Source organism: Geosporobacter subterraneus DSM 17957 (assembly GCF_900142145.1).
Classification (GTDB): domain Bacteria; phylum Bacillota; class Clostridia; order Peptostreptococcales; family Thermotaleaceae; genus Geosporobacter; species Geosporobacter subterraneus.
This window is the reverse complement of record NZ_FQZV01000050.1, coordinates 1-18,807: the sequence shown is the minus strand read 5'-3', so window position 1 is coordinate 18,807 and position 18,807 is coordinate 1. Positions and strand designations below refer to the sequence as shown.

Below are 18,807 nucleotides of genomic sequence, written 5' to 3'. Positions count from 1 at the left end.
TTCCCAAGTTGGGAATACGTTCAGTGCAAGAGATATAGGAGCCGGACTACACGAAGTAATCCGGCCCTTTTTTGCTCTGTATAAAGGTTTCCACGTCCTCCAGGTTGGAGGTTACGCGGCAGTTGGGCAGGGCGTTAAGTACCCGCGTCCGGTATGGGCCGCCTTCACGCACCCGGCAGTCCAGCAGGGCTACCACGCCGGTATCGGTTTCCCTCCGGATGAGCCGCCCAAAGCCCTGCTTGAGCTTAATAATCATTTCCGGCACCAGTACGCTGTTTTTATACTGTTCCATGCTGGGGTACAGCGCCTGTTCATACTCGCTGACGGGATCGGGCGCCGCAAAGGGCAGCTTGACGATAATCAGCAGGGAAAGCACATCGCCGGGGAGGTCAATTCCTTCCCACAGCGCACCGCTTGCAAACAATACACCGTTTCCGCTCTTTCGGAAACGATCAATGGCGTTGATGCCTCCCCTGTCAAGACGGAACAAGGGAAAGCAGGGACCTTTGCGCTCCAAAAGCGCAAACACCTGATCCATTGCTTTATAGGAGGTAAACAGCAGGGCGGCATGGCCGTGGGATGCCTGAATCAGCCTTCCGGCTTCCTCCGCTACGGCAGTTATATATTCATTGTCCTGATTGTTGGGAAAGGGGACGATTTCACTGATATACAAAAGAATATTCTCCCGGTGACGAAAGGGGGACGGCTTGCTGGTTTCCATTAAAGAATTCACCCGGTCAAGGCCCGTCTTACGCTTGATATGTTCAAAGCTCCCGGCTGCCGACAGCGTACCCGAAGTGAGGACAACGGGAATCCCGCTGCTCCAGAGATCAGCGTACAGCATATCGCTCAACTGCTTTGGAATGGCGCACAGCAGGGTCTCAAGCTCTTTATCCGTTTGTGCCGGATATCTTTCCTCCGGCCTTTCCAGCCAGTAAACCAGTTCATCATACTTTTCCAGCACACCGGCCTGTTCCCGGATAAGGGAAAGCTCAAAGCGTATCTGAGAACAGCGGCCTCTGTACCGAAGAAGCAGCATCTGCTCCGACAGCAGCTCCGAAAGTTCTCCGCCGATATTCCGGATATTCCGCAGGTGCCGGGCAGCCGTTTTATCCATGACCGTTTTATAGCGTTCCGTTTCCTCCTCCAGGCTACCGGGAGGGATGTTATCCAGTAAGAGCTGAAACAATCGCCGGTTCTGACCCATCAGCTTTCTGGCAAGTTCCTGTACCATTGCACTGCTGACGCCCTTTTGGAAGGTGAAGCAGCCAATGTCCTCTACCACACGCGGAATGGCAAGGCTTCCAAATTCCACGCCGTACATCTGCCGGGCCGCCTGTAAAAACTTATGAGCCTCGTCGATGATGACTGCCTGGTAATGAGGAATGAGGGGGCTTTGCCCCTTGGAGCGGCGAATGACATCGGCCAGGAAATAGTTGTGGTTGCAGACCTGAAAATCATGCTCGCCGGACTGGACATGCCGCATATGGCGTAAATACCTGCAATCGTTATAATATGGGCAATTCTCATCGCAGCGTCCCGATACGCCGATCCTGCGTTTGATGTAGGGTGTCAGCCCTTCCGCGTCAGCCAGGTCAATGGATGCTGTCCTTTTGAAAAGGGGAGCCAGAAGCCCTTGTGTGGATTCGTCCGCGTCACGGTAATACGCACACAGGTTCTTTTCGCAGACATAATGCTCCCGGCCTTTGCGCAGGACACAGGACAGCGGTGTTTTGATAATGCCGTGGGCCATCAGGATACGAGATATTTCAGGAATGTAATCTTTTACGATGGCGTTTTGAAGCGCAATGCTGGCGGTGGAAACCACCACAGGCATGTAGGCGCTGGCAGCATAGCTCTGATCGGGGTAGTATCCCCGCAGCCAGAAGTCATTGACACGTCCCCGCTTGGCAAGGGCGGCAGCAATGAGATAGGCGTGGGTTTTGCCGGTGCCCACATCAGCCTCTGACAGAGATACGGTACGGTGCCCGATAGCTTCAAGAATATGGGCGGCAAGCTCCATCTGTTTTTCCCGGATACCATAGCCATGTTCGGGAAGGATGGCTTCAAAAATATGATTTTGGATATCCGCAAGGCTTTCCCGCAGTAAATTTTCACCAGGGGGCATGTCAATTTCATATTTTCCCTTGCCGGCTACAGGTGACAGCCGGATTCGCTCTGTCATGGCCGCCACGCCGGATATCATCAGGGGGTTGGTTCTGCGGTGTATAACCGCCGAGCGTCCGGTTTTCAGGTTAAGAGCCCGGTAGGTATAGCCTTTTCCGGTTTCACACTCCAACAAAACACAGCCATAGGCGGTAAAGAGGGCCGAATCGCCGTATTTCTGTATAATACCGGGCGGTATTTCACGGCTGACCTCATTGATTGCAGCATAGTGCACGGTCTTTCCCTCCTTTTTCACTGGCGGCAGAGTGGTGCGGCGGAACAGACTTCCACACAAGAAAGATAAGGGAGCAATCCGTTCGCTCCGCCGCAGTAACTCTGCCGTCAGGCAATATTTCAAAAATGCAAATTCATAGCAGTAAAGCATGTTCGTATCCTATTTGACCTCGCTTCCCGGATACGTTTCAGCACTTTTGCTTCGCAAAAGCGGGCTTGTGCCCGGCGGATTTCTTTCCGCTGCCAGGGGGTAATGTCAAGCCGCAGCGGTAAACCGCCGCGCATGAAAGCTCCCTCCGGCCTATCCCAGCCGGAGCGATGCTTTCCCAGCTACTGCCTTTTCGCTGGTCCTTTTACGGAAAGTATCATTATGGCTCCCGTGCCTTTTGGCTGCCGGCCTTCTGAAAACACAAAAGGGCGGACGCTCCTGCCTGGCCCAATCCGGTGCCCTCGAAAAGTCATTTACTTTGTGGGACGGAAATGGCCGGCGATCCTCGCGCGCAGCATGGAAGGTAATGTACTCGACATCCCGGTATGGTCGGCGAAACCGCCGATATTTGTCAAGGTGCAAAAGGGTCCTCACCTATCGGAGATGGGAGAGGGTAAAAGGTCGTATTTTAAAAAAATTTTTAAAATATTTTTTACATCAAAAAAGGCGGGACAGTGTTTTTACGCACTATCCCACCCAGGACGGTTAATCAGCCATATACCGGCTGACCCTTTCCAGCGCCCTTGCCAGAAGTTCTGTTACCGTATTGCGTTTGCAGCCCATAGCAGTTGCAATTTCCCAATGTTTATAGCCTTTCCAGTAGGCAAGCTCCAACGCCTTGCGCTGCTTAGGCGTAAGCTGCCGCAGTGCATTGGCCAGCTTTTCATTCTTTATGGTTTCAATAAAGTCCTCGGATTCTACCGCTTCCGGTTCATGTTCCTGATACTTTAACACGCTTTCCTGAAACAGGAGTTCTTCGCTCATGCTGTCCATCGACTTGAAATGATACCGGTGCTTGCGGTCGGAATTGGCAAGGAGCTTGTCCTCTCTTTTGAGTAGCTCGTCCCAATCAATATGATTTGTCACGTTCATTTCCTCCGAATCCTGAATTTTTTTGAAAATCCAGAATTCGAGGAGGAGAACGGCAGCCTGAGGAATATAGCAGTAGCGCGGAAAAGCCAGGCTTGTCCGCTTCTATAATTTTTTTTGAAAGAGAAAAGTAATATAAGCTTGGAAAAGGTTGTAAAAACAGATATTTTGTCAAAGAAAAAACCGCAATTTGCGGCAAGCAAATTGCGGTTTTTTGGGCTTTGCAGGCTATATTAAATCGAAGAAAGAACAGCCTCACTGGGTCATTCCAGGGTGGTGGAAGGTGTACCTTCATGTTATGGGCGACTTCAACAATGGTATAACCCTTATACCTTCGGAGGTGAGCTATTTTAACTTTTTTCGCTTCAACAGAGTCTGATTTCTCATCTGTCTGCACCTCACTTACTCAAAATGAAAGCTCCGATCTGGATAGGTATGTCCCAAAAACGCTGTCATTTTATGTCGAAATAAGCAAGCGGCCTTGCTGTTTAAAATATTGCAATTTTTCACCAGCAAAGCCGCTTACCCTTTACTCTAAAAAGACAAAAAACCTGCCGCTAAGAATGGCAGGTTTAGACACATATTCTTTCTGCGGCAACCAGGCTGTCATAGTGCCGGTAAGCACCGTAGACCCTATGGCTTTGCGTCCCTGCCTTTCGGCAGGTTTGCCCTTAGTGCTTGATTCATATGAAAATTAAAATCTATTTTAATTGAAGTAGATATTTTATGAAGTTTCGTTATCTGGCACATACTTTAGTATGTCACCAGGCTGACAATTCAATATTCTACAAATTGAGTCAAGTGTTGAGAACCGGATTAGTTTTGCTTTATTTGTTTTCAAGATTGATAAATTTGTCTTAGTGATGTTTATTTTTGCTGCTAACCCGATGGAATTTATTTTTTGCTGCAGCAATAAGTGTTCTAAATTTACAAGAATAGCCATAATGATTCATCCCTTATACTAATTCGTACGTTCGTTATATTATAATCATAGAATAAATCCCTTTAGGTAATGCATAGTCCTAATTGTCGTAATCCTTGACTGTAATGGTATACCTACTTTTGACAGACTTTTTTTACCAAACATCCTATTACCTCTCTGCAGAACAAATTTTTACTCCGAAGGATTTATCTATGCTTTTGAATACAGTGCAGGCTGGAGAAAGCTCCAGTTTTTTTCAACCGGCAGCTTTTCGAGCCTCTCCCCCGCATTTCACGCAATCGGCGCAACCATGTGATTCGGTCCAAAGCCTTTCCGCAGTCACAGCCCATTTTTCTGCGGTATTCACACACTTACAGCTCAGGCTGTGTACGTCCTCCGGTTTGATAAAATCCGTCGAGGCTGCACCGGACACCTCTACCATCTCTGTCAGTCTACCTGGATTGTCCAGCAGAGGGCAGGGCCGCAGATGGTTATCGTTAAAGGGCTGATTCATATGATACTGCATGAACAATGGGGACTGCAGTGCCTCAAGAACGGTTTTTTCATAAATGTTGGAATCTGAATAATGGATAAACGCACATGGCTCGATATCCCCGTTAGCATTGATATGCAAATACCTGCGCCCGCCAGCGATGCAGCCAGCTGCATATTCGCCGTCATTCCAGAAATCCAGGGTGAACAGAGGTTTTGTTTCACGGAAGTGACGAATCTGGCGATACATAAATTCACGCTGGTCGGCGGTTACCATCAAGTCGGGGACCGCATCCGCGCCCACCGGCATATAGGTAAAGAACCATGCGAATTTCACTCCTTTGTCAATCATAAAATCAAAAAATTCTTCGCTGCCGATCACCTCAGTGTTATAACGGGTATAACAGAGGGAAGCACCAAAGATCAGCTTTTTCCGTTTGAGAATCTCTATAGCTCGGATGACCCCCTGATAGGTGCCCTTGCCGCGACGGGAATCCGTGGCATCTTCAAAGCCCTCAATGCTGATGGCAGGTACGAAATTCATGACACGCAGCATTTCATCGGCAAAATCTTCGTCAATAAGCGTGCCGTTTGTGAAGGCGGAAAACAAACAATCGCTATGTTTCTCGCAAAGCGTGATAATATCCTTTTTGCGGACAAGGGGTTCTCCGCCGGAATACAGATAAAAATACACGCCCAGTTGTTTGCCCTGTTTAATGATACTGTCCATCATTTCAAGGCTCATGGAAGAATTTTTACCGTATTCTGCTGCCCAGCAGCCGGTGCATTTGAGATTGCAGGCTGCAGTGGGGTCCATCAAGATTGCCCATGGTATGTTGCAGCCGTACTTTTCCCGGTTTGCCTCCTGTATGGGCCATCCGGTGAAGTTTTCATTCAGTATGAAATTATTGAAAAATGCCTTCCGCACTTTAGGATTAATATCCGACCACATGCTGAGGATCAGTTTATACCAGTTATTGTCCTTATCTTCGATGATCTTGCGGATTGCCTTGCGCTGACTTTCCATTTCGTTGTTTCTATCAAAACGGTCTATCCAATCCATAAGTTTTGGGATATTTTTTTCAGGATTGGAATTTAAATAGGCATATGCCAGCTTCATACCTGTTGAACTGATTATTTTGTTCATAATATGACCTCCAACTAAATTTATCTATGATGAAGTTTACCATATCGCATATTCTGAGTAATTAAACAAAAACAGCTTGTGTAAAGAATCTTTACACAAACAGATATCTGTAAATAGAGTGCATCTTCATTTTAGAGTATATTAGGAGTGTACTTATTTAGGAAGGAGTTGTTTGATATTGGAGTTGCAGCATAGGTTGGTGAGGCAGGCAATCAATATAGCTATTAGCAAAGCTATGGAAGATATGAAAGGTAATACAAGACGTAGTATTAGAAACCTGATTGATTTGGGCCTGCTGTTTTCAAAAAGTGAAAATCAGAAGTGGTTTTTTTCTACCGCCCAAAAGGTAATTGCCAACCCGAGAAACCCCTATAATTCACTGGTCACAAGGATTCTTTCCGATGTTGATAACGATACGATAAAAAAAGTCGGCTTGAATTTGGGATACAGCAGTCTGATCTATGGAGCCAATAAACTAAAAAAAAGGCGGGAGGATTTAGGATTTATGCTTCCATGGCTCCTCATTTTTGATATTTCTGAATCAGATCCTGCTATTTTTCATCAGATGGAGCATCTTATCGGGGAAGGCAAGGAATTAGGCATTTACAGCTATATCATCTGTCCGCACGAAAAAGACGATATTCTCTCCATATGCGAAATCGCAAAACGGTTTGAAGAATGCTTATTCGTGTTGAAAGTGCCTTCCGGCTTAATTTTGGAGCAAACTGCCGAATTTCTCGGTAAAATCCATAATGCGATGGTTTCCGTGCAGGTGACAAACATGGATTTCAGCTGTGAAAGCGATGTAAACGCATTCCGGTTATTAAAGCAAAACCGTTGCCTATATGGCTTTCATGTAAGCTATAGCGAGAATACGATAAAACAAGTGACAGCCCCGGAGTATATTCGCTCTGCGATCAGCCTTGGCAATCTGTTTGGAACATACATCGCCGAAAACGGCGTCCCGGATACATGCAGGGACGCAGTCCATGCATTTGCGTGCAAAGAAAGAGGGGAAAAAGGGCAACCATTAATTACGCTGGAATGGTTCCGGGATATGCGTATTATCAGTGAAAAAATCCTCTCCGGCAATGGTTACACAGCGATTAACCTGGCAGAAAGGGTTTATTGTGAATACATCAAAGCAAAAGATGTGGTTACAAAATCGCTTTTTGAAATACTTCAGAGCACGCGGCTTTGCACAAGCTTCTGATCCTGTTTTGAGGCAATAAAGCATATCGATAGATATCAAGCAAAAGGGGCTTGCTGCGAGGCCAGCTCTCTTAACTTCTATGATACCTTTATGATAATGATAAAATGCATTTTTTTCAAACAGTAAATGGGGGAGTGGTTTTGACTTGTATGAAATAAAAGATCGTGTTTGTGCCAGCCGTACAGGCAGTAACGGAACTATGAAGCTTACGGGAGCTATGGACATCCTTCAGGATTGTTCATTGTTATGGCTGGAATCAGAGCCTTCTTTCCGAGACTTTCTTGTCGGGAACAATCTAGGTATGTTTGTCTTATCAAGGCAGGTGGATATTATACGGCTGCCGGTATGCGGCGAAAAGATTACTGTGAAAACCAGTATCTTTGCATGCCAGAGTTTCTTTGGTTATCGGAATACGGTCCTATATGGTGAAAACGGCCTGTCCTGTCTGCTGACATGGAGCCTCGGAGCATTTGTAAATCTGGGTACAGGTAGAATGGTAAGGCTGCCGCAAAGTGAAATTGACAAGGTTACCTTCGACGAGAAAATTGATATGGAGTATCTGGATAAAAAGATTATTCTCCCGGATATGCCAGGTCAGCGTATGGATGCTGTTACAGTCAAACGCAATGATATCGATATATATCACCATATGAACAATGTGAAATATGTTGAGGCTGCACTGGAACTTTTGCCGGAGAATTTCGGAATCAAAAGATTAAGAATCGAATATAAGAGGCCTGCAAAACTGGGTGATCTGTTGTATCCCCAAATGATAAAGGCACCTTCAGCGAATTGGTATGTGCTTCTGCTTGATTCACAGGATAATCCGTATGTAATCATGGAATTTTCCTAAGGTATGCCGGTACATATCCAGGCAATAACCGCTCATAAAATTAGGTCATGTTTTCTTATTTCCCGAATGTTCTTCATAGCTAAAATAAATAGTGAGCGTATGGTCTGAAACAGAAACCTTCTTGTTTCATCATCAATTTCTTTCATTGCACCAAGCACGGCATAAGCTCTTTTCTGCCAATCTCCCATCAGGTCATAAAATGTCGTAGCATTTGTTGCTTTGATCACATTATACAGAGTATTCACAAATAGCTCCCGTTTTTGGTCGTTCAGGGAGTTAACCCACTGGTTCAGTGTTTCATTCATATAGAGCGCGCTTTTGGTGATCGACGAAATATATTCAAAATCATCACTGTCAATCAGCCATGAAAAGGGATCGTGCTGCATAAGCCAGATGCGGTTGCTTTTCACCACGGAATACTTTTCCTGATGCTGCAAAAGCATCCCAATCACGGAGGACTGCGGCATGGTTTTGCGGATTCGATCCTTTACTGTCAAATAGCCGTCGCTTTGAAAGACCTCATCCTTGAATCCGGGTCCATCATGATCAAAGATATGTGTGATCCTGTCCTGAACCGACCGGCGGCATTTTATAGAGGAATAGACTGCAATATTTCCTCCTTTTGAGTGCCCGCCAATTTTTAATTTGCATGAAATTTTGTCGGCAACGGCATTCAAGTATGCAACGCCTTCGTCTTGCGACGGAATGGGGCTTGTGAACGCCATATTAAAATCCTCTTTCCATCCGACAAAGGTTGCATCGGTGCCTCGGTAAGCAATGTATGCTGAATTATCGCTCAGAAGATAGGTGACGGCGGAGAACTGCTTCTCTGCCGTGTTATCTATTTGATTCACATAAAAAGCCAGTTTCGTGTCACGAAACCGCGGACTGTTTGCGAACGCAAAGAGCAGTTGCCGGTTGCTTTTGCGATCCCTCACATCTTGATATAATGTATCAGGATTCTCTATAGCAGCAACTTCCTGGATCGGCACTGGCGATGAAATATCCGATAAGCCGGGGACGACGCCATCGTAATACAAATACGCCAATTGGGATAACACCAGGCTGTCAACAGCATTGAATTGTCTATTTTCAAAAGTATCTTCCATTACTTTTGTATAATCTATAATATTTTTCATATCACCTGCTCCTATTCCAATTTAGAATTCTTTACAAGCAATGCCGTTCTCATACAAATATAATTCAAAAAAATGTGCGTCCGATAGCTTTATTCCGATTCTGCCGGATTTTCCGCAGATACCTTTTGGCTCAGGCTTTCAAGTTCGCAAAAAATACTTCCGTCAAAAATGCTGCGAATTTTCGTTACGTACTCCGCCGGTTCCTCTTTCATACCCTTGTTGGCCCATCGTACAATCATGCCGACAAAAGCAGTAGATATAAATTCGGTAATAAATCCCCATTTTTCTTCTTCAAATTCTGCATTTTGAAGGTTTTCTATTATTGATATCGAGATATCCCGGATGTAATCATGTAGATATTCCTGAAAAGAATTTTGTCCGGTTGTATTGAGCGCGTTAATATAAAACGCCTTGTTCTGCCGCATATAATTACACAAATCCACCAGACCGTCCATCCAATGCTCTACCGTGTTATAGGAGCTTATCAAGCGGGCGGTTTCGGTATAGTAAATCCAGTTCATAAGATCATACTTGTCCTTGAAATGATAATAAAATGCTTGCCTTGTCAGCCCGCAATTTTCAACAATATCGCTCACGCAGATCCTGTTGAAGGCATTCTTTGCCATAAGTCCCTTTAAGGAATTGGCAAGTGCCAGCTTGGTAATGTTTGAATCCGACATGATAAACCTCCTCTCCCCAAGCCGGGCATAATTGCCCATAATACCGCTAATGGACAGTTTCCCATATGTAAAAAAATCCAAACATAGGTACCAATGAAAGCCTAAATACCGTAAGTACATTTGCAGCGTTTAAAATATTACCTCGGCTGTTTCTTATAATTATTAATTATTAATCTAAAAGCTGTTTAGCCTAGACTATAAATCTATCTATAAATTGCTTTGCAGCTTGATTTAATTCATACCACTCATACTTCAGGTTCTCAAATTGATCTTTCCCTTCGGATGTAATGCCGTAAAATTTCAGCATCGTTTTGTTGGAGGTTTCTTTTATACCACTTTTAATAAATCCTTCTTTTTGCATTTTTTTTAACAGAGAATATATTATAATTTCCGATGTCTCAAACGCATCTTGAAGTGTCATGCTCAGTTCACATTCATAAGCATCCTTACTAAATAAAATTGCTAAAATGCAAATCTCTATTATGCCTTTTTTTAGATGAATGTCCATAACACTTTTTCCCTTCTATTTGAGTTTTGATCTATTGCCCAAATAAACACCATGTACACTGTCTTTCAATATTAATTTGTTTTTTCTCAGCAGTCGTAAAATTCCGTGAATCAGGGAATCCGCATCAAGCTTATATATCCTGAATAGCTCGCTTCGCGTACCCTGCCCGATAAAGTGGTCCGGAAAGCCAAACATTTTAATCTCAATATTAAGTTCATACCTGTTTAACAGCTGCAAAACATTGCTTCCAAGTCCTCCGATTATAGAATGATCCTCAATTGTCACTACTTTCTTTATTCTCGTTGCGGAACCGATGATCAATTCTTCATCCAGGGGCTTCAGAAATCTAACGTTAATTAAATCAACGGAAATTCCCTCATTCTTTAGTGTCGCCGCTACTTGAAGGGAGGTTTCCACCATATTCCCGGCCGTAACAATGGTAACATCAGTACCCTTACAAATTCTTATCCCTTTATGCCAGGTTACCGGGTCTTTAATATCTGATAATACAACCTTGCCTTTTCCTCTGGGATACCTTATTGCAATAGGTCCATTATGTTCCATGACAGCATATCTCAACATCTGTTTAAGCTCTCTGTAATCGCATGGAGAAAGAATAGACATATTAGGTATATGACTGAGGTATGACAAGTCGTAGATTCCCTGATGTGTTTCTCCATCCTCACCTACAACGCCAGCCCTGTCTATAGCAAATGTCACGTGCAAATTCTGCGCTGCAACATCGTGAAGAATTTGATCATAAGCCCGCTGCAGGAAGGATGAATATACTGCGAAAACAGGCTTAAGTCCGCTTTTTGCCATGCCGGCCGCAAATGTTACGGCATACTGTTCAGCAATGCCCACATCAAAAAATCTTTTCGGATATTTTTGGGAAAACTCGTTGAGTCCCGTACCGTCCGGCATCGCAGCGGTAATGGCTACGAGTTTGCATTCTTCTCCGGCAAGTTTCACCATTTCTTTCCCGAAAATAGCCGAATAGCTATCTTTTTTATCATTCAATGTTTCACCGGACCGTATTTCAAAAGAGGATACGTTGTGGAAAGCATGGGGTTTTTCCTCCGCCGGCCCGTAGCCCTTCCCTTTTTGGGTACGGACATGAATCAGCACAGGCCCTTTTATAAACCTAGCCTTTGAAAAGATATCGATAAGCTCATTCAAATCATGTCCGTCTATAGGACCGAAATACTTAAACCCAAGCTCTTCAAACAAGGTCCTGTGCATGATCATATATTTGATTGCACCTTTAATTCTGTTCAGGCCTTCGGCAAGAGGCTCACCAATACCTGGTATTCTGTTAAAAGCCTGTTCCAATAGCTCTTTTGACTTGAAATAAGCGGGCTCTGTCCTTATTTGCGCCAAATGCTTTGAAAGCCCTCCAACATTTTGTCTTATGGAAAAATTATTATCATTAAGGACTACAATCAAGTTGTTCAATGACCTTCCGGCATCATTTAATGCTTCAAAAGCCATTCCTCCGGTTAGGGCACCATCTCCGATTACTGAAATAACGGAGTAGTTTTCGTTTTTAATATCCCTTGCCTTTGCAAGACCCAGTGCAGCAGATATGGAGGTACTGCTGTGCCCGGTATTAAAAATATCATGCTCACTTTCACTTGCTTTGGGAAAGCCGGAGATGCCATTTAGCGTCCTGAGTGTACCGAATCTTTCCTTTCTGCCTGTAAGAATTTTATGGGTATAGGACTGATGTCCAACATCCCATATAATTTTATCCTTTGGAGAATCAAAAATAAAATGGAGTGCAATCGTAAGCTCTACTGCACCCAAATTTGAAGCCAGATGACCTCCCGTCTTTGATACTGATCCTATCAGAAGCTTTCTGATTTCTTCCGCCAATTGCTTCAATTGCATTCTATTCAGTTTTTTGATATCACTTGGCACGTTGATGCGTCCTAATAGATTGTCCACCGGAGTTTTTCCTTTCCTTCACCTCTTTATTTTCCACTTCCACCTTCACATTCTTTTTTATAACAAACCTGTTCATAAACATTTGCTGGGCTATCTGATAAATATTTCCCACAATCCAGTAAAGGCCCAGACCGGCAGGTACGCTGAAAGAAATAAATGCGGTCATGACAGGAGACACCCACATCATGCTTTTTTGCATGGATGCTTGCATTTGGTTATCACTTGTCTGAGGTGTTTGCTGCATAGAATATTTAACAGAGATATAGGTCGTAATTGCTGATAATATTGGAATTAGAAGCAAAATTAGATTTTGTGCACCTACAACATCTCCAAAAAGCTTTTGATAATTCCATGTAGGAATTGCCCCAAGGTTAATACCAAGAAAATTCATATTAAGCAATTCTTCTTTTTTTAGCATTTGACTAACACTTGCCAATTCCTCCGTATGCTTCCCGAAGTAAGTGATAATGCTCAAGTCACGTATATTTGATATTCTATCGGGACCTATCGGTATTTTTTCGAATAAGTGCAAAATAGTTTCCGGTGACTTTCCAACCATATACCTCAAAGGCTGTGAGATTACATAATATAATGAAAAAAGAATAGGCATCTGAATCAGCAGCGGCAAACAGCCGCCAGCAGGGTTTACTTTATTTTCCTGGTAAAGTTTCATCATTTCTTCATTCAGCTTTTCCTTATCGTTTTTATATCTCTTTTGTATTTCCTGCATTTGAGGCTGAATTTCGCTAAGCTTTGATGTTGAATGATACTGCTTTATATAAAGTGGTAGTAAAAGTGTTTTTACCATAACCGTCAACAGTATGATTGCAATACCATAATTTTTAAACGCAAGCATATCATATATAAATTTCAACACATATCCCATGGGAATTGCAATAAAGTCAAGCATCATACACCTTCTTTCGCACATTACAGCATTTTTACATAAAACATATTTGTAAATTCATATTTCTAATATCTCTTTTAATCTATGAACATTTTTCCCGCTGCCAAATTTGACAATCTCCATAGATGCACAATATTTATCTGCCAGCAGCACAACGAAAGCTTCCCTGTACCTTGGCAATCTTATGGTTAAAGGCCACATATGCTTCTGTATGATGTCCTTTTCTCTGTCATTCAAATTGAAATATTTGTTTGCATTTTGTAATGCAATATGAGGATGAATAAATCCATGCAGTCCTTTATACGGCTTTCCTGTATGCCAGTCATACAGGAAAAAGTCATGCAGTAGCCCACCTCTGGCTGCTGAACGGTAGTCAAATCCCAGCTGCCTGCATACCAGATAGCTGATGTATGACACAAATAGGCTGTGCTCAAGGCAGTTTATATCACCATGCTGTATAAAATTTTTCATTGAATCTACCATCTCATGTTGAATCAGATCACTAATACATTCTTTATATTCTTCCTCATGGGAGGAATCTGCTCTTAAGTTCAACTTTGATTTTATCAATTCTATCATTCAAAATGCTCCTTATATCACGGTTTAAAATACCTGCATTTAAAATTAACAGCCGGGGGAATGCAAGGAAAAACCTTTTATATTTAATGATCTTTTCATAATATTTATTGACCGGTAAATTCGAATAATTAATAATCACTTCTCTTAAATCCAGGGCATCAAGTACAGACTTCGCGGTATCCGTCAGGAAGTACAGGATTATAAGCGTTGCAATATAGCCCTTCGTTGACACAGGTACGGAAAAAACCAGTTCTGAAAGAGCAGGATGTGCCACCTGTACCAAAAAAAATGCCAGTATACCCCAGAGAAGTGAATATTGCAAACATATATATCCCTTAAGATTCATAACATTATTGCTGTAATCCCACCATTTGCAGTTAAAAACTTTCTCTAAAGCAAATCCTGTGATATACTCCAATGCAGTAACCAAAAGAATCGAAAACAATATGCTTATGAATAATGATGTCGAATAATCTTCAAAAACAACGGTAACCCACTTTGAAGATTGAACAATCAGTATAGCGCCAAATCCATAGATCGGGCAAAAGAAACCGGTTAAAAACCCTCTATTGATTAGCTTTCTTTCGTTTATGCTTGCAAATATTGTTTCCATTAACCAACCTAAAAAAGAATATATTGCAAAGAATAACACCAAATCTGAAAATCCACTCACACTTCTATACCCCTTTCATTTATAATGCAGTCCTTAAAAGCGGTTTGACCTGAGCACTGAAAGGATCAGACCGACAATCATTATGCCGGCTATAACCAAGCCTACCTTTAAGACAGTTATATTAAGAACATATATTTCTGCACCGGTATGGGCACTCATCCCTGAACCTACAACAATTCCTGCAATTATTATACTGACAGCCAGCAGTATGATACTGAAGGATAGTCTGGTAAAAATCCTGTCTATTCGTTTTTCAATGCGTTCAATACCTTTCATTTTAAACTGCATGGTGAATTCGTCATCTTCCATTTTCCTTAAAAAATTGAGCAAAAAGGAGGGGAATTCTCTTAATAAGCTTCCGTAATCCAATACTCCGCCAAAAACTTCCTTGCCAATTTTTTCAGGGGAAAATGTCTTGAACATAAGTTTCCTTGCAATAGGTTCTGAAATTTCCAGGACATTCAACTCCGGATCAAGCTTTTCAACCAACCCTTCTAGTGTAACAAGGGATTTTGCAAGCATCGTAAACTCGCCGGGAATCACTATATTATAAGAAAATGCGAGATTGAAAATCTCGTTGAACACTTCACCTACCTTTATTTCATTCAAAGGTACCGACAGGTATTTATCCCGCATAATATCAATTTCTTTTTCAAGTTTTTTGATATTTATATGGTGTGTCATGGCATCCAGTCCAACAATAGCCTGTATAATCAACCTGCTGTTCTTAAAAGCTATTCCCATCAGCATTTTTAAAAACTGGGCTTTGCGCTCTTCATTTAGCTTGCCTACCATCCCCAAATCCAGGAAAACAATCGCATTACCGGGCATGACCATAATATTGCCCGGGTGTGGATCTCCATGGAAAAAACCATCCCTTAAAATCTGGTTGAATATTGATACCGCAAGATTTCTGGCAATTACTCTTCGATCCAGCCCGGCCTTATCCAGTGCAGGAAAATCGTTAAGGCGTATTCCCTCTATATACTCCATCGTGAGTACACGCCTTGTCGTATGAATCCAGCTAATATCAGGCACTTTAACACCTTTGTCTTTAGAGAAGTTTTCCTTGAATGTTTCAGCATTTTCCCCCTCGAACCTGAAATCCAGTTCATTTTTTAGTGTGCTTTCAAACTCCTGTACCATTTTGGTAAAGTCGTAAAGCTTTCCGAATTTGGTGTGGTTATCGATAAAGGATGCAAGGTCTGCCAGTACCTTTAAGTCCAGGTATATATTCCGTTCAATCCCCGGCCTTTGCACCTTTACTACCACTTTTCTGCCTGAGTTCAGCCGGGCAAGATGCACCTGGGCCATGGATGCAGCTGCCAGGGGTATCTCGTTAAATTCCTTAAAGATATTTTGAAGCTTGTCGTCAAATTCACTTTCTATCAGGGACTTTACATCCTCAAAGGGAAAAGGAGAGACGGCATCCTGCAGCTTTTCGAGTTCTGCAATTACGTCAGGAGGAAGAATGTCTGGCCTTGTACTTATTATCTGACCAAGCTTTACAAATGTCGGGCCGAGTTCCTCCAGCGAAAGCCTCAAACGTTCGCCGATTGAAAGCTTTTCATTACTATTCTCATCTTTGTCCTTCCCGAATCTTTTCTTAATTTTTATATTGAGGTAGTCAAAGATCCCCAGTTGATCGATAAGCGTACCAAAGCCATGCCTGGCAAATACCAGGATAATCTGCCTGTACCTCTTAATATGTCTGTAGCGGCTAATAACAACCAATTATATCACAGCCTGTTCCAGTATTTTTTGTAGCTTTAATTCTATTGTAACCCGATTTCAGTCATACCATTTCATCAGGCTGGCTCCCCAGGTTAAGCCTGCTCCAAATCCGGTTAACAGCAATATGTCGCCTTTTTTAACTTTGCCATTGTTACATGCCTCGGACAAAGCGACAGGTATGGAAGCCGAAGACATATTGCCGTAATATTCGATGTTGCAATACATCTTTTCCGGGGGCATTTTCAGTCTTTCCGAAACGGAGAGCAGTATCCGTTTATTTGCCTGGTGGGGTATTATTAAGCTTATATCCTCCAGTCCCACCCCTGTTTTATCAACAACCTGTTTTATCATCTTTTCAAAAATCCTTACTGCAAACTGGAAAACTTCTCTACCGTTCATGGCGATTGTATTCAACCTGCCGTCTAAAAGGTCATGAGTCAGAGGCAGTCTTGAACCTCCTGCCGGTATCTTTAGCAAATCCGCCCCTGAACCGTCCGCACCCATTATGCTTCCCAGGGTGCCAAAACCCTCCGGTACTTCCCCTACGATAACCGCACCTGCTCCATCACCGAATAGAATGCTCGTGGTAAGGTCATCATAGTTAGTAATTCTTGAATAGGTGTCAGCCCCAACCAAGAGTATATTGTTATACTGCCCCGATGATACATAATTTACGGCAATGTCCAGCCCATACATAAACCCGGTACACGCTGCGGAAACATCGAATGCTGCTGCGTTGCATGCACCTATCCCATGTTGAATCAGACACGCAGTTGAAGGGAATATCATATCGGGTGTTGTGGTAGCAACGATAATCAAATCAATATCTCCCGGCGATAGGCTTGCTCTATCAAGCGCTGATAACGCAGCTTTTACAGCCAGGTCCGATGTAGCTACGTTGAATTCGGTTATCCTTCTTTCTTTTATCCCCGTCCTTTCTTCTATCCAGTTTTCGGTTTTCCCGAAACGCCCGGCCAGTTCGTGGTTGGTTAAGACCAAATCGGGCAGGTAATATCCATATCCTAAAATTCCTACGCTTCTCACAGATGAATATAACCCCTTTTCATCCTATTATTAAATTTCTGACCTTGTTTCAGCCTTCAATCTTTCCGTGCATTACCTTCTGATAATTTTTTAACAATAATCGGACGTCCGTACTAACAACGCTACAAAAAAGTTCTAAAGGGTAAATATAAACAAATTTATTACTTTGAATTCAAGCTTTTCTTAAGATTGCTGATGTCTTCTTTTCTGGCGATTCCTTCATCGTTTATCACACTCAAAAGCTCTTCACGCAGTATTTCTCTTATGTCATCTTTTTTGACAAGATTACTTAGATCCAAAGAATCTTTGATTTCATCCCTGATTATTTTCTTTAATTCTTCCCGCTGTTCCTCACCTTTTTTTACAAGGTCGCTGACAAACCCCTGTGCATCTTTTCTGGCAACTTCGCCTTTGTTAACAAGCTCATCCACCATATTCTCAATTTTTTCTCTTGAGTATGCAAAGAGCCCTAACCCCATATTGAATGACTTTTCTAACAGATTTGACATAAATGATGTCTCCTTTCATATTTTTACTCAAATACTAATTCGATTGCCCTTAACGCTTCAGGCAGTTTTTTTTCTTGAGGGTCTAAAATGACCTGTATGGCAGTTCCAAACATCGCACCAAAAAGCATTCGGGCGATGGATTTAGGGGTATAGCCCCGTAAATTGCTTTTTGCAGGTATATTATTCAGGACATGCTTTTCTATTAAGTTTGCTAAATCTTCAAACAGGCTGCGGAGCAGTTTACCAAATGAAGCGGACCAGAGTGCCATACTGGTAAAGTCATACAATAGTCTGAAAAGCTTAGGATTTTCGTCTAGCATTTCCTGAAAATACATAATAAGTGATAATATTTTTTCTTTGGCAGTGGTTCCTTTACTTAAATGACTTTCTACTTCCTGCAGATACTTCTGCATCATCATATTTATTACCTCTGTAAACAACCCCTCCTTATTTTTATAGTAGTAGTTAAGCTGGCTTAGAACCACCCCTGCTTCATCGGCAATATCTCGTAATGATACATTTGCATAACCTTTTGATGAAATACACTCAAATGCAGCAAGTAATATTTTTTGGGATTGGTTCGCTTTTTCCATTTCGTTATTCATGGCATAGCTCCTTACTTGTTAATTCGGACATCCGACCAATTTGTTTTATTATATTACACCTGAATTATTCATGAAGATCTAAAAAATGAATTTAGACCCTCAAAATTGAGTTTTATCAGTTTTAAAAATCTATATAAAGGAAAAAGTTCCTAAAAAAGGGTAGACTTATCCCGTAATAGTTGTTTTTGGGTTATTTTTCCCGTTTTGAAATTGCCAAGGTTCACTGTTTTTGCTATTCAAACTTTGGGAGTCGCCTTATGTTTTCAAAGGTTTCGTAGAATTCCTCTTTATATGGGCAGCTGCTACAAAGTTTGAATGTAATATATCTTGCTGATCGGATTATCTTTGATGCAATCTTGATCAACTTTAAGCGGATG

19 protein-coding genes and 1 riboswitch are annotated in these 18,807 nt (G+C 42.4%); of the genes, 2 read left to right on the top strand and 17 right to left on the bottom strand.

The genetic code is table 11. From position 1 onward, the window contains the following. Window positions 1–46: 46 nt before the first annotated feature. The 5 genes from BUB56_RS15350 to BUB56_RS15330 all read right to left on the bottom strand — a co-directional run bounded on the left by BUB56_RS15350 (window position 47) and on the right by BUB56_RS15330 (window position 6,039). Complete coding sequence (locus BUB56_RS15350) at window positions 47–2,401, bottom strand: ATP-dependent DNA helicase (RefSeq protein WP_051534231.1); 2,355 nt, start codon at window positions 2,399–2,401, stop codon at window positions 47–49. Window positions 2,402–2,520: 119 nt separating this feature from the next. Beyond that, window positions 2,521–2,685 (bottom strand): hypothetical protein, encoded by a 165-nt coding sequence (locus BUB56_RS19515; RefSeq protein WP_190014587.1) that lies wholly within the window; start codon window positions 2,683–2,685, stop codon window positions 2,521–2,523. Between the two features lie 409 nt (window positions 2,686–3,094). Next, on the bottom strand, window positions 3,095–3,475 hold the full coding sequence (locus tag BUB56_RS15345; RefSeq protein ID WP_051534232.1) for an RNA polymerase sigma factor: 381 nt from the start codon (window positions 3,473–3,475) through the stop codon (window positions 3,095–3,097). Window positions 3,476–4,068: 593 nt separating this feature from the next. Further along, a riboswitch (cyclic di-GMP riboswitch) is annotated at window positions 4,069–4,158 on the bottom strand. A 44-nt stretch (window positions 4,159–4,202) separates the two neighbouring features. Then, window positions 4,203–4,421, bottom strand: coding sequence for a helix-turn-helix domain-containing protein (locus tag BUB56_RS15335; protein ID WP_028309340.1), 219 nt, complete (start codon window positions 4,419–4,421; stop codon window positions 4,203–4,205). A 235-nt stretch (window positions 4,422–4,656) separates the two neighbouring features. After that, window positions 4,657–6,039, bottom strand: coding sequence for a radical SAM protein (locus BUB56_RS15330; RefSeq protein ID WP_028309341.1), 1,383 nt, complete (start codon window positions 6,037–6,039; stop codon window positions 4,657–4,659). Window positions 6,040–6,211: 172 nt separating this feature from the next. Between BUB56_RS15330 and BUB56_RS15325 the strand changes: the two genes are divergently transcribed. Together BUB56_RS15325 and BUB56_RS15320 are read left to right on the top strand one after the other, a co-directional pair. Continuing rightward, the gene (locus tag BUB56_RS15325) at window positions 6,212–7,252 is read left to right on the top strand and encodes a hypothetical protein (protein ID WP_110942170.1); all 1,041 of its coding nucleotides are present in this window, start codon (window positions 6,212–6,214) and stop codon (window positions 7,250–7,252) included. Between the two features lie 145 nt (window positions 7,253–7,397). After that, window positions 7,398–8,105, top strand: a complete 708-nt coding sequence (locus BUB56_RS15320) for an acyl-[acyl-carrier-protein] thioesterase (RefSeq protein ID WP_028309343.1) — start codon at window positions 7,398–7,400, stop codon at window positions 8,103–8,105. A 32-nt stretch (window positions 8,106–8,137) separates the two neighbouring features. On the opposite strand, the gene BUB56_RS15315 is transcribed toward BUB56_RS15320, so the two are convergent. The 12 genes from BUB56_RS15315 to BUB56_RS15260 form a co-directional block, all read right to left on the bottom strand. Beyond that, window positions 8,138–9,244: a DUF2974 domain-containing protein gene (locus BUB56_RS15315; protein WP_028309344.1), complete on the bottom strand. Its 1,107-nt coding sequence runs from the start codon at window positions 9,242–9,244 to the stop codon at window positions 8,138–8,140. An 89-nt stretch (window positions 9,245–9,333) separates the two neighbouring features. Continuing rightward, complete coding sequence (gene dhaS, locus BUB56_RS15310; RefSeq protein ID WP_028309345.1) at window positions 9,334–9,924, bottom strand: dihydroxyacetone kinase transcriptional activator DhaS; 591 nt, start codon at window positions 9,922–9,924, stop codon at window positions 9,334–9,336. Between the two features lie 190 nt (window positions 9,925–10,114). After that, window positions 10,115–10,432, bottom strand: coding sequence for a PadR family transcriptional regulator (locus tag BUB56_RS15305; RefSeq protein ID WP_028309346.1), 318 nt, complete (start codon window positions 10,430–10,432; stop codon window positions 10,115–10,117). 15 nt (window positions 10,433–10,447) lie between these two features. Beyond that, window positions 10,448–12,379, bottom strand: coding sequence for a 1-deoxy-D-xylulose-5-phosphate synthase (dxs, locus tag BUB56_RS15300; RefSeq protein WP_084296094.1), 1,932 nt, complete (start codon window positions 12,377–12,379; stop codon window positions 10,448–10,450). Then, window positions 12,342–13,289: a YidC/Oxa1 family membrane protein insertase gene (locus tag BUB56_RS15295; protein ID WP_051534233.1), complete on the bottom strand. Its 948-nt coding sequence runs from the start codon at window positions 13,287–13,289 to the stop codon at window positions 12,342–12,344. Before BUB56_RS15295 ends, dxs begins: the two co-directional genes overlap by 38 nt. Window positions 13,290–13,343: 54 nt before the next feature. After that, the gene (locus tag BUB56_RS15290) at window positions 13,344–13,865 is read right to left on the bottom strand and encodes an HD domain-containing protein (RefSeq protein WP_028309347.1); all 522 of its coding nucleotides are present in this window, start codon (window positions 13,863–13,865) and stop codon (window positions 13,344–13,346) included. Further along, window positions 13,813–14,538 carry a putative ABC transporter permease gene (locus tag BUB56_RS15285; RefSeq protein ID WP_110942169.1) on the bottom strand — a complete coding sequence of 242 codons (726 nt, stop codon included), beginning with the start codon at window positions 14,536–14,538 and terminating at the stop codon, window positions 13,813–13,815. Before BUB56_RS15285 ends, BUB56_RS15290 begins: the two co-directional genes overlap by 53 nt. Window positions 14,539–14,571: 33 nt before the next feature. Then, window positions 14,572–16,272, bottom strand: coding sequence for a 2-polyprenylphenol 6-hydroxylase (gene ubiB / locus BUB56_RS15280; RefSeq protein ID WP_028309349.1), 1,701 nt, complete (start codon window positions 16,270–16,272; stop codon window positions 14,572–14,574). 57 nt (window positions 16,273–16,329) lie between these two features. After that, window positions 16,330–17,316, bottom strand: a complete 987-nt coding sequence (locus BUB56_RS15275) for a 3-oxoacyl-ACP synthase III family protein (RefSeq protein WP_028309350.1) — start codon at window positions 17,314–17,316, stop codon at window positions 16,330–16,332. 161 nt (window positions 17,317–17,477) lie between these two features. Beyond that, entirely contained in the window at window positions 17,478–17,825 is a 348-nt protein-coding gene (locus BUB56_RS15270) for a phasin family protein (RefSeq protein ID WP_069974311.1), read from the bottom strand. A gap of 23 nt (window positions 17,826–17,848) precedes the next feature. Beyond that, window positions 17,849–18,430: a TetR/AcrR family transcriptional regulator gene (locus BUB56_RS15265; protein ID WP_207640887.1), complete on the bottom strand. Its 582-nt coding sequence runs from the start codon at window positions 18,428–18,430 to the stop codon at window positions 17,849–17,851. A 232-nt stretch (window positions 18,431–18,662) separates the two neighbouring features. Continuing rightward, window positions 18,663–18,807, bottom strand: a 145-nt coding sequence (locus BUB56_RS15260) for a transposase (protein WP_190014205.1), incomplete at its 5' end; no start/stop codon positions are given.

Bases quoted from the DNA above. Each gene is read 5' to 3' on its own strand.
- BUB56_RS15315 (WP_028309344.1), bottom strand. From the start codon at position 9,244: ATGAAAAATATTATAGATTATACAAAAGTAATGGAAGATACTTTTGAA.
- BUB56_RS15305 (WP_028309346.1), bottom strand. From the start codon at position 10,432: ATGGACATTCATCTAAAAAAAGGCATAATAGAGATTTGCATTTTAGCA.
- BUB56_RS15290 (WP_028309347.1), bottom strand. From the start codon at position 13,865: ATGATAGAATTGATAAAATCAAAGTTGAACTTAAGAGCAGATTCCTCC.
- BUB56_RS15335 (WP_028309340.1), bottom strand. From the start codon at position 4,421: ATGGCTATTCTTGTAAATTTAGAACACTTATTGCTGCAGCAAAAAATA.
- dhaS (WP_028309345.1), bottom strand. From the start codon at position 9,924: ATGTCGGATTCAAACATTACCAAGCTGGCACTTGCCAATTCCTTAAAG.
- BUB56_RS15265 (WP_207640887.1), bottom strand. From the start codon at position 18,430: ATGAATAACGAAATGGAAAAAGCGAACCAATCCCAAAAAATATTACTT.
- BUB56_RS15295 (WP_051534233.1), bottom strand. From the start codon at position 13,289: ATGCTTGACTTTATTGCAATTCCCATGGGATATGTGTTGAAATTTATA.
- BUB56_RS15270 (WP_069974311.1), bottom strand. From the start codon at position 17,825: ATGTCAAATCTGTTAGAAAAGTCATTCAATATGGGGTTAGGGCTCTTT.
- BUB56_RS19515 (WP_190014587.1), bottom strand. From the start codon at position 2,685: ATGCGCGGCGGTTTACCGCTGCGGCTTGACATTACCCCCTGGCAGCGG.
- BUB56_RS15330 (WP_028309341.1), bottom strand. From the start codon at position 6,039: ATGAACAAAATAATCAGTTCAACAGGTATGAAGCTGGCATATGCCTAT.